We start from the raw sequence: 18171 nt of genomic DNA on the forward strand, positions 1-18171 counted from the left end.
AAATATGAAGGACACCGCAGGCATTCCACGGAACCAGAACCGCACCTGGAACTACCGCCCGGACCTGCCGGTCCCGGTGTCCCCGATCTTCAGCTGGCCGCCGCGGCCCGTTGCCTGGCTGAAATGGGTGGCCTCCTACTGGCTGGCGATCAGCTCGGTCACCGTTGAACTCGCCTTGGCCTGGGGAATCTATGCCGGGTTCCAGCCAAGCTGGGAGACCATGCAAAGCCTCGCCCCCGGCTGGGTCCTGCAGATCTGGCTGCGCAACCTGATCCTGCTGAGCCTGGTGGCAGGCGGATTGCACCTCTGGTTCATCACCCTGAAAGGGCAGGGGCAGGCGCTGAAGTTCGACGCCCGCGGCCAGGCCCGCAGCAACGGCCATTTCACCTTCCGCAACCAGGTCTGGGACAACATGTTCTGGTCCATTGCCTCCAGCCTGACGTTCTGGACGGTGTATGAGGTGCTCTATTTCTGGGCGGCAGCCAACAGCTATGCGCCGCAGATCACCTTTGCGGAAAGCCCCGTCTGGTTCGCGGCCTGGCTGGTGATCCTCCCGGTCTGGTCCAGCTTCCACTTCTACTGGGTGCACCGCCTGCTGCACTGGCCGCCGATGTACAAGCTGGCCCACGCGCTGCACCACCGCAATATCAACATCGGTCCCTGGGCCGGCATCTCGATGCACCCGGTCGAGGCCTGCCTCTATTTCTCGACGCTGCTGATCCACTTCGTGGTGCCCTCGCACCCGGTGCATGTCCTGTTCCACGCCTACGTCAACGGCCTCAACCCCTGCGTCTCCCACTCCGGTTTTGAAGGCGTGCTGGTCAAGGACAAGAACCGCTTCAACGCAGGCGACTTCTTCCACCAGCTGCACCACCGGTATTTCGAGTGCAACTACGGAACCGCCGAGATGCCCTGGGACGTGATCTTCGGCTCCTTCCACGACGGCAGCGAAGAGGCCACCCGTGCCACCCGCGCGCGTAAGAAGCAGATGTACACGTGAGGCTCTAATGCAGACCAATTGTGTGAGGCAAATAGGGCAGCGTCCGTCCGCGGGTGGGCGTGTAGCGCCCGCCCGGGGGGGCGGACGGGCGCTGCCCGGCCTATCGGCCAGGCGGAACATCTGTGGCGGGTATTCCGTATGACCACTCTGCCAGCCTTCGCCCGCTTTGCCGCCTCAGCAGAACCGCCCGAGGACCAGCTGCCCATGGTCGCCCGTGCCGTTGCCGACTGCTTCGGCTGCATCGTCGCGGGCACCAAAAGCGATGCCGCCAGGGCTGCCCGCGTCAGCCTGCTGCCGGTCGGCGCAGGCCCCGCGCCGCTCTATGGCACACCGCAGACCGCCACGCCTGCCTATGCCGCGCTGCTCAACGCAGTTTCCGGCCATGCCTATGACCTCGACGATTGGGAGGAACCGGGCAACACCCATCCCACCATCGTGATCTTCCCGGCGCTGCTGGCGGTGGCGGAAACGGTGCCTCTGACAGGTGCGCAGATGTTCGTGGCCTACTGCGTTGGCTTTGAGATGATCTGCCGCTTGGGAGAGGCAGTGACGCTGGATCATTACACCCGCGGCTTCCACTCCACCGCAACGCTCGGCACCATCGGCGCGGCCGCCGCCTGCGCCCGCGCGCTGGGGCTGAATACTGAACAGACGACCCACGCCCTGGCCATAGCGGTGTCGCAGGCCACCGGCTACACGCTGCAATTCGGCTCCAGCGTGAAACCGCTGCAGGCAGGCTTTGCCGCCCGTGCCGCCTATGAGGCCGCCCTGCTGGCCAGTGCAGGCGCCACTGGCAAGCCGCAGGTGCTGGACAGCGCGCGCGGCTTCAACGGGCTGATGGGGGCAGGCACGCCGGACAGTTTTGCAACCGCTGCCACCAAGCTTGGCCAGCCCTGGGCGCTGGAAGAATATGGGCTGCTGACCAAACCCTGGCCCTCCTGCAGCTACATTCACCGGCTGATGACCATCGCGCTGGAGCTGCGCGAGCAAGCGCCGCATGAGGACATCGCAGAAGTCCGCGCCACCATGCCGGACTTTCACAAGGCGATCCTGCCCTTCGACCGCCCTGCCACCAGGACCGAAGCCCTGTTTTCGGTGCCTGCCTGCACCGCGCAGGTGCTGGTGAGCGGAGACCTCACCATGGCCGACAGCGCTGCCAGCTTCTGGCGGCACCCGGAAGTGGCCCGGCTCATTGAGGCCACCACAGTCACCACCGTTAAACCGTTGAACCCGGAACTGAACTATGATCCGGCCCAGCCCGACCGCCTGGAACTGGTGCTAGACGACGGGCGCGTTCTCTCGGGCACCTGCAACTACCCGCTGGGCTCGCGCTTCACACCGATGAGCGATGCGCAATTCGCCGCAAAGTACCATTCGATCACCAACCGCCCGGCGGCAGAGTTCGCCACTCTGCTTGGGTGGACCAATGCTCCCGACATTGCTGACCACTTCAGAAAGGCCCTGACATGACCCGCCAACGCCGCAGCGGCGGCCGCGCTGCCCGCAGAACCGAACGCGCAGATGGCGCCGGCTCCGGCCCCTCGACCTCGATCTGGCCGGGCATCGAGGGTGGCCGGTTTGCCCCCTTCACCGCGCGCGAGATTGGGATGGTGGGTGATACTGCCTTCCGCATCCTCGAGGAAATCGGCGTCAAAGGCGCCACACCGAAATGCATCGAAACGGTTTGCAGCGCAGGCGGATCCCTGACCGAGGATGGCCGTCTGCTGATGCCCGCCGGTCTGGTTGAACGCACTCTGAAAATCGCAGGCCGCGGCTTCAAACTGCACGGGCAGAAACCCGAGCTCGACCTCGACCCCTCCGGCACCCGCATCCACTTGGGCACCTCTGGCGCCGCGGTGCATATCGTCGACAGCCTGACAGGTGAGATCCGCGACAGCACCCTGCAGGATCTCTACGACATGGCCCGCCTGGCCGAGGCGCTGCCCAATATCCACATGTTCCAGCGCACCGTGGTGGCGCGCGACCTCACTGACCCGTTTGAGATGGACCTGAACACCGCCTACGCCTGCCTTGCGGGCACGGCCAAACCCGTTGGCGGCTCCTTTACCTCCGAAGAGAACATGGAAGCTGCGGTGCAGATGATGCAGATGATTGCAGGCGGCGCCGACGCCTTGCGCGCGCGGCCGCCGTTCTGCGTCTCCACCTGCTTCATCGTGCCGCCGCTTACCTTTGCCGAAGAGGCGCTGGGCGTCATCGAATGCGCCGCCCGCCATGGCATCCCGCTGAAACTGGTCTCAGCAGGGCAGGCAGGCGCCACCAGCCCGGCACCACTGGCCGGCGCGGTTGCCCAGCAAACTGCCGAAGTGCTAGCGGGCCTCGTCTATGTGAACCTCTTGAACCCCGGCCACCCGGCCACCTTTGGCGCACTGCCCTTTGTCAGCGACCTGCGTACCGGCGCCATGTCCGGCGGCAGCGCCGAGCAAGGCCTGCTGATGGCCGCCTGTGCCCAGATGGCACAGCACTACGAGATCCCTTGCGCGGTTTCGGCCGGCATGACCGACGCCAAGATGCCCGACTTCCAGGCAGGCTACGAGAAAGGCATAACCGAGTTGCTCTCGGCCCTTTCCGGCGCCAACCTGATCTATGAGGCGGCAGGGATGTACGGTTCACTCTTGGGCTGCTCGCTGGAGAGCTTCGTACTGGATAACGACATGATCGGCTCGATCATGCGCGCCACCCGCGGGTTCGAGGTCAGCGAGGAAACCCTGTCGCTGGAGGTAATCCGCGATGTCTGTGTCGGCGGGGCAGGGCACTTTCTGGGCCATGCGCAGACGCTGAACCGGATGGAGAGCGATTACTATTACCCGCCGCTCGCCGACCGCCGCACCCCGCAGGAATGGGCAGCCGCATCGGACAAGGATTTGCTGGAGAAAGCCCGTATCCGCACACAGGAACTGCTGGCTGCACCGCTGCCAAGCCACATCCCGGCAGAGATTGATGCCGAGATCCGCAAGCGCTTTCCGATTCACGTGCAACAGCGGCCGCACTAGAAACAGAAAGCCCCGGAAGCTGAGAGCAGCTTCCGGGGCTTTGCTGAGCATTCAATACTCAGGTTTAGTCCAGCGCCATCGCCGCCTTGCGGATCGCCGCTTCGGTCTGCTCCAGGTCTTCTTTCGTCAGCGCCAGGCTGGGGTAGGTCTTGCCCGGCGACTTGAATATGCCTTCCTCGCGCAGCACCGCGTTATAGCGCTTGGTACGCTCTGCATTGCCGACCTGCGTATCGCGGTAGTCGCGCACCTTGGCATCGGTAAAGACCACTTCGAACAGTGCAGGCTCGCCAACGATCTGGAACGGCACGCCTGCCTCTTCCAGCGCAGCGCTGGTCATCTGCATCAGCCGCTGGCCGGTGGCGTTCAGCCGGTCATAAGCCCCCTCGCGGCGCAGCACCTCCATGGTCTTCAGACCCGCAACCGCCGCCACCGGGTTGCCCGACAGGGTACCCAGCTGCATCAGCCATCCCTCGGCGCCGACCTGCGCCTTGTCGAAATGCTGCATGATGTCGGCGCGGCCTACGATTGCCGCCAAGGGGAAGCCGCCGCCGATCACCTTGCCCAGCGTCGCCAGATCCGGGGTGACACCGTACAGCTCCTGCCCGCCGCCATAGGTGGAGCGGAACCCGGTCACCACCTCGTCAAAGATCAACAGGCTGCCATGTTTCTGCGTCTCCTCGCGCAGCAGCTCCAGGAACCCGGGCAGCGGCGGCACGATGCGCTGCAGCGGTTCGGCGATGATCGCGGCGATCTCTGACCCGTGCTCCGCCATCAGCTGCTTGATGTATTCAAAGTCGTTGAACGGCGCCACCAGCACCTCCGCCGCCACCGACGGAGGGATGCCCGCGCTGTCCGGCACCGCCTGCGGGAAATTCACCCGCACCGAAGGCGCCAGACTCATCTGCGCCTCAGCCGACATGCCGTGATAGCCGCCCTCGAATTTAACGATCTTGGTGCGGCCGGTGAAGGCCCGCGCCAGCCGGATTGCATACATATCCGCCTCGCCGCCGGTGGAGACATAGCGCAGCTGCTCGCCGCAGGGGACCGCGCGGCAGATCTCCTCGGCCAGTTCGATGCCGCGGGCGTTGCTGGCAAAGAAGGTCATGCCCTTGGGCAGCTGCTCCAGCACCGCCTCCATCACCTCCGGGTGGCCATGGCCCAGCATCATCGGACCGGAGCCGATCAGATAGTCGATGTATTCCCTGCCGTCTTCGTCCCACACGCGCGAGCCCTTGCCCTCGCGGATGACGATGCCGGGGTCGAAGTTGCCAAAACCGCCGGCGGGCAGCACCGCGCGGGCGCGTTCGGTCCATTCGGCCTGGGAGAGGATCTTTTCCATGTCTTCGCTTCCTGTTGAGGGCGGTATCGCCCATTGTTAGGTGAATTTTGACCAAAAAGTCAAAATTTATTCGATCACAGCTGCGGGAGCGCCGAGTTCCTCACGGTCAGGGCGCACACCCAGGCCGGGGCCTTCCGGCGGCGCGATGCGGCCATTGCGGCGCTCCGGCCCCGCCGGGTCCAGCCGGGGACTGACGTAGGAGGACAGATCGCAGACGTTCATCACTGCCAAAGGCTCGGTCGAGGCCCCCAGATGCAGCAGCGCCGCGGTGGTGATGTCAGAGCCCCAGGTGTCCTCGATGCACATCTTGGCGCCCAGATGCAGGCTCAGGTCGCGCGCCCGGCGCGAGGCCGACAATCCGCCGAATTTCGACAGTTTGATCGCCACCGCATCCATCACCCCTGCGGCGTGGCCTGCCAGCAGCGAGGCAGTGTCGTGGGCGTTCTCATCCATCTTCATCGGCAGCCCGCAGGCCGTGCGCACCCGGGCGCAATCCTCGATGGTGGCGCAGGGCTGTTCCAGCATGATGTCGAGATCAGCCACCGCCCGTCCCACGCGCGAGGCATCCAACGAGGTGGCGCCGCAGTTCCAGTCTCCATAGACCAGCGGCCCGTCACCCACTGCCTCGCGCACCATCCGCAGCCGGGCCACGTCGGCCTGCCAGTTGCGGTCAGCACCGAGCTTCACCTGGAACTGGGCGATGCCGGTGCCCTGTGCCTCCTTGGCGATGCGCGCCATCTCCTCTGGCGCGACGCAGGTGATCGAGTGATAGAGCGGCATATCAGACTGCCGCCGCCCGCCCAAAAGCGCATGCAGCGGCAGATTGGCGGCCTGCGCGGTCAGATCCCACAGGGCAATGTCGATGGCGGACTTGGCATAGGGGTGGCCTTGCAGCCAGGCGTCGAGCTTGGCCATTACGGCTTCCGGTCCGACGGGATCGGCGCCTAGCAGAACCGGTGCCAGTTCCTCGACCGCGGGCACAACGCCGCGGGCATAGGCGGGCAGGTAATGCGGGATCGGGCAGACCTCGCCCCAGCCGGTCAGGCCGGTATCGGTGTCCAGCGCCAGCACCACGCTTTCGACCGTGTCGCAGGTCTTGCCTTCGGCCATGTAATAGGCGGTGTGGCTGGTCAGCGGCACCTGCCACAGGGAGATCCGGGTGATTTTCATGTGCATGTTCCCAAGTCGGATTTCTTCAATAGGTCTTCCCCGCGCCAGAACGCCGCCGCCAGCAGCGGCCCCGGCACCATATCTATGGCATGTTTCTGATGCGGCGCGTGGTGGATGGTGTCGCCTGGCCCTCCATCCCGCGCCGGGCGGCCTTCGGAGTGGAACCGGGCCCGGCCTGCGAGGATCAGATAGGTCTCCTCCGGCGCGTGCGAGTGCTCGTCGTAGTGCTGGCCCGCGCCCCAATAACCGATGGACAGGCGCATCTCATGGCTTTGGTAGAGCCCCTCGGGCGAGATCAGGTTGACCCAGCCGTAATTGTCCAGCCATTCGCGGGAAAACCCGTCGGCCACGGTATAAGTCTGCTGCCAGCGCAAAGCCGGGATCGCGTCAACAAGCGCCGCCACGGCGTCCTGCGCCGGGCCGCCTTGTGCCCAGCGCGCGCGCAAAGCGCTGATCTTGCCGCAGACCGGCAGGCGGCGCGGCGCAACCTCCAGCAGCGGCAGGCCTTGCATCCGTGCCGCAAACCAGCCCAGACCTTCGGTCCGGGCCGCCAGCCGTGTCAGCTCATGCAGCAGCCGCGCAGGCATCGCCTCAGCCTCCGTAGACCGCAACCGGTTCCCCGAGCGCGCCGTCCTCAGGCGTCACGCCAAGGCCGGGCAGGGAGGGTGGCGCCGCAACACCTGCGTCATTGCGCGCGCCTTGGCCTGGCACCGGATCCACGTCCAGGTGATAATGGCACAGCCAGCTGGCCAAACGGTTCGCCTCTGGCGTCGAGGCAGCCAGATGGATCGCCGCGGTATCCGCCAGCGCCGAGCCGCCCAAATCCTCGATATGCATCTGCCAGCCCACTGAGACGCCAAAGTCGCGGATCTGCCGCGCACGGGTCAGCCCGCCGACACGGTTGGGCTTCACTTTCACCCCCTCGCAGGCGCCGTGCTTCCAGGCCTCCAGGTGATCCCCGAAGGTGTGCATGCATTCGTCCAGCATGATCGGATTGGAGACGCGGGAGGCCACATGGGCGCATTGATCCAGCGTCTCGCAGGGCTGCTCCACCCAGTCGCGCGCCTTGACCGAGTTCAGCACTTCCACCGCCACGCCGGGCTGCCAGGCGCGGTTCACGTCAAAGGTCACCTTGTGCCCCTTGGGGAGCCCTTCGGAAATTGCCTCGATCCGGTCGACATCAAGGGCAATGTCGGTGCCGCCCACCTTGGCCGAATGCACGGTATAGCCCTTCTGCGCGGCGCGGCTGATCAGCGCCAGCATCTCCTCCGGGCTGCCGGTGGAAATGGATGAGTTCACCAGGACCGGCGCCGCCTCAGCCCCGCCCAGCAGCTGCCACAGCGGCAGGCCGGAAGCCTTGCCCAGAATATCCCAGCAGGCCAAGTCGATCGGCGATTTCACATAAGGATGCCCTGGCAGCTGCACGTCCATCACGCGGTTCACATGATCCAGACTGCGCGGATCCAGCCCGATCAGAGCCGGTGCCAGCGTTTCGATCCCGGCCCGGATCCCCGGCCCATGCGCGGGCAGATAGGTATGCCCCCAGGGACAGCCTTCACCCCAGCCCGAGACGCCCTCATCCGTGTCAATGCGGACAAACGTGCTGTCGAGTTTCTCGAACTTCAGCCGCCCGCCCGACAGGTAATAGGGCTCGGTCAGCGGCATATCGAGCTGATGGACGGTGATCCGGGTGATTTTCATTTCAGTTCCACTTCCACAAAACTCATGGGCCCGCGGCCTGCGTTGATGACGTTATGCTCGACGCCTTCGCTGCGGCGGTAGGCTGTCCCCGCGGGGACAGTGACGGTTTTTATCTCGCCGCCCGGCATCTCCAGCCGCATGTGGCAGTCGGTGATCGCGGTGATCACGTAGTCCATCGCATGTGTGTGCCAGCCGGTCTCGGCGCCGGGGGCGAAGTCGAAACGGGTCACGCGGACGCGGTTGTCGTCGATCATCTGGGTGGCTTGGGCTGTGATGGTCATGAGCGGTGGTCCTTGTTGAAAATGCGGGAGCCTCCGGCGGGGATATTTGGGGCCAGAAGAAGATGGGGGCGTTATTCGTGATCTCCGAATGTGGCGATTGGCGCGCCGAGGCTTTCGAAATCGGGGGTGACGCCGAGCCCGGGTGCGTCCGGTGCATAAAGCTTGCCGTTTTTCGCACGGGGGCCGCCGATGCCGGTGGAGCGGGTATTGTAATTCATCAGGTCAGTGGTGTTGTGCAGGTATTCCTCGGGCGTGGTGGCGGCGAAATGGGCAAGCGTGGCGCTGCAGATCTCGCCGCCCCAGGTGTCCTCGGCCACCACCGGCAGGCGGTTCTCGACCAGGTAGTCCCGCACCCGGCGCGCCTTGGAGATGCCGCCGAGGTTGGAGATCTTGAGGCAGACAAGATCGGCGCCATGATCGGCGACGATGCGCTGGGCAGCGTGCATGCCGGTCACGCATTCGTCGAGTTTCATTGGCAGATCGGTGCGCATCCGCACTTGCTGGCATTCCTCGTAAGTCCGGCAGGGCTGTTCCAGGATATAGTCCAGATCCTTGGTGGCCCGCGCCACCCGCAGCGCGTTGTCGACCCGCCAGCCCTGGTTGGCGTCAGCCATCGCCTTTTCACCCGGTTTCAAAAGCGGCACGGTGGAGCGGATGCGGTCAATATCCGCCGCCCAGTCGCCGCCGACCTTGATCTGGAACTGGCGGTAGCCCTGCGCCCGGTAGTTATCCATCTCGGCGATGGTTTCCTCTGTGCCCTTCTGCGGCGCCACCCGGTACATCGGCGCGCCATCGGTCAGTTTGCCGCCCCACAGCCGCCACAGCGGTGCGTCCAGAGATTGCCCCAGAATGTCCCAGCAAGCGGCGTCGAACGGGCCTTTGGCATAGCCGTGCCCCTGCACCAGATGGTCCATGATCCGCTCGATCCGCGCCACATCGCGCGGGTCTTCGCCGATCAGTGCAGGCGCCGCCAGCCGGGCGAGCGCGGGGACGCCTTCGGAATGGGCGACCATGTAGTTCTCGCCGCAGGGGGTGAACTCGCCGCAGCCCTGCAGACCTGCGTCGGTGTCGATCACCACCACCGAGGCGGTGGCGGTTTCAATGGCGTTGCCTGCGCCCCAGACATAGGCACCGCCGACGTAGGGCAGGCCGGTTTGAAAGACGCGGATACGGGTGATTTTCATGAAGTGCGCTCCTGTCTCAGCCCGGGGACATGGCCGGGTCATCCGCCAGCCCCTCGCCGCGCCAGAAGACGAAGCAGAGGATCGGGTGTTCATTGGTGATCATCGCATGGGGCTGGTTTGCTCCGTGCATCTTGGTGTCGCCCGGCACCAGGCGGCGGACTTCCTCGCCCTTGGCCATGAAGTCGGCGCTGCCGGAGAGGATGGTGTAAAGCTCTTCCGGAGCATGTTCATGCCAGGGGTAGTTGAGGCCCGGCCCCCAGTAGCCGATGGTCATCCGGGTTTGCAGAGAGTGGAAATGGCCGGTGGGCCCCACCAGCTCGAACCAGCCGAAACGCTGAAGGAAGTCATGCCCGACTTCCTCCTCAGTATAGGTGAGGCGCCATTCCGCATGCGGCGCCAGCGCCATGATGGCCTGTTGCAGGGCACGCACCTCAGCCTCTGCCGGGATGCCCTCGGCGGCAAAGCCCGGGTCGGATTGAACCAGGGCGGCGCCGGGGATTTGATGTCCTGCCCGGTCTGCCCAGGTGATGTCATCGGGCCAAGGCTGGAACTCTGCCACCGCGGGCAGGGCGGCATGATAGGCTTTGGCGGCTGTCAGGGCCTGATCGAACAGGTCTTTGCTCATGGGGTCACCACAATGTTTCCGGCATGCTGCTTTGCAATGAAAGCTTCTTGCGCCTCTCCCAGCTTTTCTAGCGGGAAAACGGCAGCCAGGAGCGGTTTCAGCGCACCGCTTTCGATCATGCCCACAACCCGGTGCATGGTGCCGGGCGGGCAGATGGTGGCGCCCGTCAGCTGCAGATCCTTGTAGACCAGCTGGCGCAGATCGAATTCGGCAAACTGGCCGGCAATGCAGCCCGAGGTGGAATAGCGCCCGCCCTGGCGCAGCGCATTGATCAGCGGCATGAAGGTGGTGGCGCCAACCACATCCAGCGCGATGTCCACCGGGCCGCCAGCAGCCTCGCGGATCGCGGCCTCCAAGTTGGGGGTGTTGCGGTCAATGACCGTTGCCGCGCCCAGTTCATAAAGCAGGTCCGCCTTGCTGGATGAGGCCACCGCAATCACCCGGCAGCCGCGCAAAGTGCATAGTTGAATGGATGCCGACCCCACGCCGCCGGAGGCGCCGGTGATCACTACCGTCTCGCCCGGCCGCGGCTGGGTGCGCTGCACCAGGTTTTCAGCCGTTGTATAGGCGCAAGGAAAGGTGGCCAGTTCGGCATCGGTGAGGTCCGAGGTGATTTTGATCGCGTTGGCGCTGCGGACCTTGGTGTATTCGGCAAAACCGCCATCGCATTCGGAACCGAAATAGGCGGAGTTCTCCGGGTTCTGCCAATCGCCATGGCCCAGCAGCCAGGGGTCGATCAGCACCCGCTCGCCGATCCGTGCCGGGTCGACGTCTTCGCCCATGGCAACGATGGTGCCCGCTACATCGGCGCCCTGGATGCGGGGAAAGGTGATCTCGCCTGCGCCCCAGGAACTGTCCAAATCGTCGGTGGTCTCAAAGCCGCATTCAGCGCCATCCCCCAGCGCATCCGTATTGGCCTTGGAATACCAGGCGGTGCGGGTGTTGATATCGGTATTGTTGAGCCCGCATGCGCCGACTTTCACCAGCACCTCATCCTTATCCGGCTGCGGCGTTGCGGTGTCGCGGTAGTCGAGCTTGTCGAGGCCGCCGTGGCCGGTCAGAAGCACGGCTTTCATGGTTGCAGGCAGGGTCATGTCGCGCGGGTGTCCTGTTGGGTATGGGGGAGGGGGGCGCTGCCCCCCGCCTTCGGCTCCCCCCGGAGTATTTTTTGGAAAGATGAAAGGGGGAGCCGGTTTTGTTACTCTGCCGGGGCGAGGGCTGCGTCGGTGCGGGGCAGCAGGCTTTCGGGGTCGTAGGCGGGCGCGCCCAGGATCCGGCCCTTGCGCGGGCTGCCTGCGACGATCACCTCGATCTCTGTGCCCGGCACATTGGCGTGCGGTTTCACATAGGCGAAGGCCAGAATTTTGCCGACTGTATGGCCATAGGCGACCGAAGCAGTGGAGCCCACGACCGTGCCGTCCAGCAGGATCGCCTCGCCGCCGTGGCCGTCCTCCACGCCGTCCGGTTCGATCTCCAGATAGGCGCAGACCCAGGGCTTGTCCGCATCGTTCAGCGTCTTGTCCTTGCCCAGGTAGTCCTTGTCGGTGCGGGCAAAGCGCAGCACGTCTGCTTCGGCCAGGGTGACCTCGTTGGTAAGCTCGCCCGCGCCCTTGAAGCCCTTCTCCATCCGCATCGCGTTCATGGCGAAGGAGCCGTAGTCGGCAATGCCATGCGCCTCACCCGCGGCCCAGAGCGCGTCATAGACTGCCAGGGTGCTGCCGCGCGGGATGTGCAGTTCCCAGCCAAGTTCGCCCGCATAGGACATGCGGAAGGCCCAGAGTGTGTGGCCCGCAACCTCGATCTGCTGCGCGGTCAGCCATTTGAAACCTGCGTTGGTCAGATCCGCATCGGTGCAGGCGGCCAGGACCTCGCGGGCTTTCGGGCCATTGAGAGCAAGGGCGGCCCAGTCGGTGGAAAGCGTTGTGATCTCCACCTCTTCGCCCGCGAGGTTCTGGTTCAGGTGGTCCAGCAGCCGCTGTTCGAAGAATGCAGCGCAGACCAGGTAGTAGCTGTCGTCCGCGAGCTTCACCACGGTGGTTTCCAGCTCGATCCGGCCGCGGCGGTTCAGCATGTGGGTGAGGGCAATGCCGCCAACCTTTTGCGGCAGGCGGTTGGCGGTCAGCCGGTCCAGGAGGGCTGCGGCGCCAGGGCCCGAAACCTCAACCTTGGTGAAGGCGGAGATGTCCATGATGCCGACGCCGTCGCGCACGGCCTTGCACTCCAGCCCAACCATGTCGTGCACTTCATTGCGGCGGAAGGAATAGTGGTCCTGCTGCGCGACGCCGTTCCTGGCAAACCAGCGCGGGCGCTCGTGGCCATAGACCTCTTCATAGACAGCGCCCTTGTCCTTCAGCCGCTCGTAAAGCGGCGAGGGTTTGATGGGGCGGCCCGCCAGGCGGTTGAAATGCGGGAAGGGGATCTCGTGGCGCAGCTTGTAGTCCTCATGCGCCTTGGTCACTTGCCAATCCTTGGTGGCGTAGGAGCCGAAGCGGCGCGGGTCGTATTCGCGCATGGAGATGTCAGCCGAGCCATGCACCATCCAGCGCGCCAGTTCGCGGGTCAGGCCCGGGCCCCAGCCGATGCCGATCTGGGTGCCGCAGCAGCACCAGTAGTTCCTGACGCCCGGTGCCGGGCCAATCAGCGGGTTGCCGTCCGGCGGATGCGAGATTGCGCCATGCACTTCGCGCTGGATGCCAAGGTCGGCAAAGATCGGCATCCGGTTCAGGCTTTCCTCCAGCCAGGGCATCACCCGGTCGTAATCTGCGTCGAACAGCCAGTTCTCGTATTCCCACGGGCAGTGGTCGTGCCAGACCGAGTTGCTGCCTTCCTTCTCGTAAATCCCGATCAGCCCGCGCTTCTGCTCCATGCGGATGTAGCCCGAGACCTTCTTGTCGTCGCGGATGACGGGCAATTCCTTGTCCAGTGCCTCAAACTCCGGCACCGGTTCGGTCACAAAGTAATGGTGGGTCATCGAGGTCATCGGCAGCTGCAACCCGGACCATTCGCCCATCTGGCGGGCATAGGTGCCGCCGGCGTTGACCACATGCTCGCAGCGGATGGTGCCCTTTTCCAACTCGACGATCCACTCGCCGTTCTCGGCTTGCGTGATGTTGGTAGCGCGGCAGTGGCGGATGATGCGCGCACCCTTCTGGCGGGCGCCTGCGGCCATCGCCATGGTGACATTGGTCGGATCCACGTGGCCGTCGTCGGGGGTGTAGAGCGCCCCCAGAACCCCTTCGAGGTTATAGAAGGGGTGCAGCTCGGCGACTTTTTCGGGGCCAACCAGTTCGATGTTGAAGCCCAGCGAACGGCCCACTGACAGGGTGTGGCGCAGCCAGTCCATCTCGTCCTCGGTATAGGCCAGGCGGAAGGAGCCGCAGCCGTGCCAGGTCACCGCCTGGCCGGTCTCTTCCTCCAGCTTCCCGGAATAGAGGCCGATGTTGTAGTCGACGCATTTGCCGAGGCCAAAGGAGCTGGTGGAATGGGTGATCTGGCCCGCCGCGTGCCAGGTCGACCCAGAAGTCAGCTCGGATTTCTCCAAGAGAACCACCTCCGGGCCCCAGCCCTCATGCGCCAGGTGATAGGCCAGGCCCACCCCCATCACGCCGCCGCCCACGATGACCACCTTGGCCTGTGTCGGGAATTCTTTCTCAGCCATTTCGCCGTTCCTGATTGCAGAGTCGCTTTTCTGCTCGACAGGCTAATTCCATATTTGTACCATCGTCAATCATGAATGGCACAAATGTATCATCGATAGTTTTGGAGCGCCTCACCGAAGAGTGGGATGCGCTAACACCTGAGGCGCAGAAGGCGGCCCGCTATGTGCTGGAAAACCCTGCGGATGTCGGGGTTTCCACCGTGCGCGAGATTGCCGAGGCGGCGAATGTGAAGCCCAACACCTTTGTCCGCATGGCGCGGCAGGTGGGCTTTGACGGCTACGAGGATTTCCGCGCTCCGTTCCGCGAGGCGATTCGCAAGGGCGGGGTGTCTTTCCCCGACCGGGCGCGCTGGCTGCAGGACATTTCCCGCTCCGGAGAGCTGGGCGGGCTCTATGCCGATATGGTCGGCGCCGCGATGCGCAATATCGAGGAGACCTTTGCAGGCATCGACGCTGGCAGCCTTGAGGCAGCGGCCCATGCGATCTGGAAGTCCCGCCAGGTTTTCACGCTGGGCGTGGGCGTGAATAACGCCAATGCCCGCAACTTCACCTATCTTGCCTCCACCGGCATGAAGCAATTTCACGCCATCCCGCGGCCCGGTTCCACGGCGATTGATGATCTCGCCTGGGCAGACAGCCAGGATGTGCTCATCGCCATGACCTGCAAGCCCTACCGGGCCGAGGTGATCGAAGCGATCAGAATAGCGCGCGAACAAGGGGTCACCATCGTCGGCATTTCCGACAGCCCCGCCAGCCCCGTGATCCTGAATGCGGACCACGGGTTCACCGTCGCGGTGGATACACCGCAATTCTTCCCGTCATCCGTCTCAATGATCGCCTTGCTGGAAACACTGCTCTCCTTTGTGATTGCCGTCTCTAGCGAGGAAATCGTCGAGCGGGTGGAGAAATTCCACAAACGCAGGCACCAGCTGGGCCTTTATGCGGAGGAACCTGAATGAATGCCCCTCTGACCCATTCCCTTGACGCCAGGTACTACACGGACCCAGTTGTCTTTGAGGCCGAGCGGAAAGGTCTTTTGGCCCGCAGCTGGCAATTTGCCGGCCATGCCAGCCAGCTGGAAAACACTGGCGATTACTTTGCTTTCGAACTGGCCGGCGAAAGCCTGTTCAGCATCAAGGGGCGCGACGGCGAAATCCGTACCTTCTATAATGTCTGCCAGCACCGCGCCCACCAGCTGGTTTCGGGCGAGGGCACCACGCGGGTGGTGGTATGCCCGTACCATGCCTGGACCTATGAGCTGACGGGTGAGCTGCGCGCCGGGCCGAACATCAAGGCAGTGCAGGGTTTCGACAAATCCAGGATCTGCCTGACAGAGGTGCGCACCGAGGTGTTCCTGGGCTTCATCTTCGTGAACCTCGATCCCGAGGCCAAGCCGATGGATGAGTGGTTCCCCAATGTCCGCAGCGAGCTGGAAAGCTTTGTCCCCAACTGGGGTGACCTGAAGCCGCTGGAATGGGTCGAGATCCCGGAGAACTGCAACTGGAAGGTTTCGGTGGAAAACTACTCCGAATGCTACCACTGCAGCCTGAACCACCCGACCTTCTCCACCGGGGTGATCAAGCCGGAAACCTATGACATCCAGCCCCAGGGCTTCTGCCTGCGCCACACGACGGAGTGCAACTCGCTGGAGCAGATGACCTATGACATCGACTCCGGCTTTGACAACAACGAGAAATACTCCAGCTGGTTCCTCTGGCCGATGTTCTCGTTCCAGGTCTACCCGGGCAATCTGCTGAACACCTACCATTGGCGGGCAGTGGATGCGGATCATGTGGTGGTTTGGCGCGGCTGGTACTCGATCGGCGGCGAAGACAATGAAACCGTGCGCCGGATGGCGGTGCAGGACCGGTCCACAACGGTCGAGGAAGACATCCACCTGGTGGAATCCGTGCAGCGGGGGCTGAAAAGCCGCGGCTATGTTCCTGGCCCCCTGGTGGTAGATCCCTCTTGCGGAGTGAACTCGGAACATTCAATCCTGCATCTTCAGAAGTGGATGCGTGAAGCGGCAGACCACGATCTCGCAGCAGGGAACTAACGGACTATGACACAGCTTGATGCCGAATGGCTGAACTACATTGACGGCGCCTGGGTGCCCGGCGGGGCCGGGTGGATCGATGTCACCAACCCGGCCAATGACGAGCTGCTGGCCCGCCATGCGCTGGCTGACGCCGCGGACGTGGACCGCGCCGTGCAGGCCGCCCGCCGCCTGCACCTGTCCGGCGAGCTGTCGGCGCTGCGCCCGATCGTGCGCGGCCGCATGGTGCAGGCCATGGGCCGCTATCTGCTCGATAACATCGACGAGATCGCCCGCGTCCTGACCCTGGAGCAGGGCAAGCCGCTGTGGGAATCCCGGATCGAGGTGGAGGGCGCCGCCCTCTATTTCGAATACTACGGCAACCAGGCCAGCACCGTCGAAGGCCGCTCTATCCCGCTGGGCGGCGGCTATTTCGACTGGACCGAGAACGAGCCGATGGGCGTCTCCGCCCAGATCATCCCCTGGAACTACCCGGTGGAGATGACCGCGCGTTCCCTGTCGGCAGCACTGGCCACCGGCAATGCCTGCGTGATCAAGACGCCTGAGCTCACCCCGCTCACCAACGCCTGGCTTGCCCGCGCGGCGGAGGCGGCGGGTTTCCCGGCTGGTGCGGTCAACGTCTTGTGCGGTTACGGCCACGAGGCCGGCGCGGCGCTGTCAGGCCATCCGCAGGTCAATCAGATCGTCTTCACCGGCTCGGTGCCCACCGGTATCCGCATCGCCACCGCGGCAGCGCAGAACGTGGTGCCTTGCGTGCTCGAACTCGGCGGCAAATCTGCGGCCATTGTGCATGAGGACGCCGACCTCGAAGCCTTTGAGAATGACATCCGCTGGGGCATCTACTTCAACGCAGGCCAGGTCTGCAGCGCCATGAGCCGCGTCATCGTGCACGAAAGCCGCCATGACGAACTGGTCGAACGCGCGGTGAACGTGGCCAACAGCCTCAGCGTCGGTGCCGGCATCGACCGTCCTGAATTCGGCGCCAACATGGGCGCCATGGTCTCCATGCCCCAGCGCGACCGTGCATTGGGCATCGTCCAGCAGGCCCAGGCCGACGGCGCCACCATCGCCACCGGCGGCACGCCTGTCGGCAACGCAGGCGCTTTCCTGGCTCCGACCATCGTCTCCGGCATCACCCCGAACGACTCCATCGCCAGCGAGGAAATCTTCGGCCCCGTCCTCTCGGTGCTCAAGTTCCGTTCCGATGCCGAGGCGATCGAGATTGCCAACAGCACCGAATACGGGCTGGTCGGCGGCGTCTTTACCCGCGACCTCGACCGCGCCACCCAATCGGCCCGCCAGGTCCGCGCAGGCCAGGTGTTTGTGAACGAATGGTACGCAGGCGGCGTGGAAACTCCATTCGGCGGCTACGGCAAATCCGGCTATGGCCGCGAAAAGGGCCGCGAGGCGCTGTGGAACTACGTGCAGACCAAAAACATCGCTATGAAATTGAGAGGCTGAGATGAGCACATTTGACGAAGACCTGTTCCTGAAAGGCCTGGAACAGCGCAAAGGCACGCTGGGTGCGGAATATGTTGAAAAGAACCTGGCTGCAGCAGACGACTTCACCCGCCCGTTCCAGGAAGCCATGACCGCATGGTGCTGGGGGTTCGGCTGGGGCGATGATGTGATCGATGCCAAGACCCGCTCGATGATGAACCTTTCGATGATCGGCGCGCTGGGCAAGATGCATGAATGGGAGCTGCACTGCCGCGGCGCCATCAACAACGGCGTCACCAAGGAAGAGATCCGCGCGATCATCCACGTGATCGGCATCTACTGCGGCGTGCCCCAGGCACTTGAATGCTTCCGCGCCGCCCGCAAGGTTCTGGAAGAGCAGGGCTGACCGGCCGGATCATGAATTTGGAGGAGCGGCCTTTGGGGCCGCTCTTTTTTTGGGGGCTCTGCCCCCTTGGCCTTTGGCCAATTCCCCCGGGATATTTTTGGCCAGATGAATGTGGGATTCTTTTGGACGGGGCTTCTTGGCGCGATTCATTTTGGGAGGTTTACGAGTTGTTATTGGCTTTGTGCTGTGGATAAGCGCGGCGAGTTTGTGGATAAGTGGGCGGGTTGCGGGATCTGCGGCGGGGGTGGCTGTGTTTTGGGGCTGGCGGGGTGGTTTGAGAGGGGGGCGGGTTGGGGAGAT

General features: G+C 64.2%; 16 protein-coding genes. 7 read left to right on the top strand and 9 right to left on the bottom strand.

Features of this window, described 5'->3' with window-relative positions:
- Positions 1-4: 4 nt before the first annotated feature.
- From ACXAEH_RS20510 to ACXAEH_RS20520, 3 genes are all read left to right on the top strand, one after another.
- Positions 5-1000, top strand: a complete 996-nt coding sequence (locus ACXAEH_RS20510) for a sterol desaturase family protein (RefSeq protein WP_475035469.1) — start codon at positions 5-7, stop codon at positions 998-1000.
- Positions 1001-1138: 138 nt separating this feature from the next.
- Complete coding sequence (locus ACXAEH_RS20515; RefSeq protein WP_475035470.1) at positions 1139-2470, top strand: MmgE/PrpD family protein; 1332 nt, start codon at positions 1139-1141, stop codon at positions 2468-2470.
- On the top strand, positions 2467-4011 hold the full coding sequence (locus ACXAEH_RS20520) for a trimethylamine methyltransferase family protein (RefSeq protein WP_475035471.1): 1545 nt from the start codon (positions 2467-2469) through the stop codon (positions 4009-4011). The genes ACXAEH_RS20515 and ACXAEH_RS20520 overlap by 4 nt, the downstream gene beginning before the upstream one ends.
- A 64-nt stretch (positions 4012-4075) precedes the next feature.
- Here ACXAEH_RS20520 and ACXAEH_RS20525 read toward each other — a convergent pair whose 3' ends face one another.
- From ACXAEH_RS20525 to ACXAEH_RS20565, 9 genes are all read right to left on the bottom strand, one after another.
- Positions 4076-5350: an aspartate aminotransferase family protein gene (locus tag ACXAEH_RS20525; RefSeq protein WP_475035473.1), complete on the bottom strand. Its 1275-nt coding sequence runs from the start codon at positions 5348-5350 to the stop codon at positions 4076-4078.
- Positions 5351-5416: 66 nt separating this feature from the next.
- Positions 5417-6520 carry a mandelate racemase/muconate lactonizing enzyme family protein gene (locus ACXAEH_RS20530; RefSeq protein ID WP_475035475.1) on the bottom strand — a complete coding sequence of 368 codons (1104 nt, stop codon included), beginning with the start codon at positions 6518-6520 and terminating at the stop codon, positions 5417-5419.
- Positions 6517-7107, bottom strand: coding sequence for a dimethylsulfonioproprionate lyase family protein (locus ACXAEH_RS20535; protein WP_475035476.1), 591 nt, complete (start codon positions 7105-7107; stop codon positions 6517-6519). The genes ACXAEH_RS20530 and ACXAEH_RS20535 overlap by 4 nt, the downstream gene beginning before the upstream one ends.
- Before the next feature lie 4 nt (positions 7108-7111).
- Entirely contained in the window at positions 7112-8221 is a 1110-nt protein-coding gene (locus tag ACXAEH_RS20540) for a mandelate racemase/muconate lactonizing enzyme family protein (protein WP_475035477.1), read from the bottom strand.
- Positions 8218-8502, bottom strand: a complete 285-nt coding sequence (locus ACXAEH_RS20545; protein WP_475035479.1) for a cupin domain-containing protein — start codon at positions 8500-8502, stop codon at positions 8218-8220. The genes ACXAEH_RS20540 and ACXAEH_RS20545 overlap by 4 nt, the downstream gene beginning before the upstream one ends.
- Positions 8503-8573: 71 nt before the next feature.
- Positions 8574-9686 carry a mandelate racemase/muconate lactonizing enzyme family protein gene (locus ACXAEH_RS20550; RefSeq protein WP_475035480.1) on the bottom strand — a complete coding sequence of 371 codons (1113 nt, stop codon included), beginning with the start codon at positions 9684-9686 and terminating at the stop codon, positions 8574-8576.
- Between the two features lie 16 nt (positions 9687-9702).
- Complete coding sequence (locus ACXAEH_RS20555) at positions 9703-10311, bottom strand: dimethylsulfonioproprionate lyase family protein (protein WP_475035481.1); 609 nt, start codon at positions 10309-10311, stop codon at positions 9703-9705.
- On the bottom strand, positions 10308-11405 hold the full coding sequence (locus ACXAEH_RS20560) for an alcohol dehydrogenase family protein (RefSeq protein WP_475035483.1): 1098 nt from the start codon (positions 11403-11405) through the stop codon (positions 10308-10310). Before ACXAEH_RS20560 ends, ACXAEH_RS20555 begins: the two co-directional genes overlap by 4 nt.
- Positions 11406-11509: 104 nt before the next feature.
- Positions 11510-13969 (bottom strand): FAD-dependent oxidoreductase, encoded by a 2460-nt coding sequence (locus ACXAEH_RS20565; RefSeq protein WP_475035485.1) that lies wholly within the window; start codon positions 13967-13969, stop codon positions 11510-11512.
- Between the two features lie 71 nt (positions 13970-14040).
- On the opposite strand from ACXAEH_RS20565, the gene ACXAEH_RS20570 reads away from it, so the two are divergent.
- From ACXAEH_RS20570 to ACXAEH_RS20585, 4 genes are read left to right on the top strand one after another with little or no spacing between them, the layout of a single operon-like run.
- Positions 14041-14928, top strand: a complete 888-nt coding sequence (locus ACXAEH_RS20570; RefSeq protein WP_475035486.1) for a MurR/RpiR family transcriptional regulator — start codon at positions 14041-14043, stop codon at positions 14926-14928.
- Positions 14925-16025 (top strand): aromatic ring-hydroxylating oxygenase subunit alpha, encoded by a 1101-nt coding sequence (locus tag ACXAEH_RS20575; RefSeq protein ID WP_475035487.1) that lies wholly within the window; start codon positions 14925-14927, stop codon positions 16023-16025. Before ACXAEH_RS20570 ends, ACXAEH_RS20575 begins: the two co-directional genes overlap by 4 nt.
- 6 nt (positions 16026-16031) lie before the next feature.
- The gene (locus ACXAEH_RS20580; protein ID WP_475035489.1) at positions 16032-17486 is read left to right on the top strand and encodes an aldehyde dehydrogenase family protein; all 1455 of its coding nucleotides are present in this window, start codon (positions 16032-16034) and stop codon (positions 17484-17486) included.
- Position 17487: 1 nt separating this feature from the next.
- Positions 17488-17871 carry a carboxymuconolactone decarboxylase family protein gene (locus ACXAEH_RS20585; protein WP_475035490.1) on the top strand — a complete coding sequence of 128 codons (384 nt, stop codon included), beginning with the start codon at positions 17488-17490 and terminating at the stop codon, positions 17869-17871.
- Positions 17872-18171 lie beyond the last annotated feature (300 nt).

It is taken from the genome of Leisingera sp. ABM4_060, from assembly GCF_056158765.1.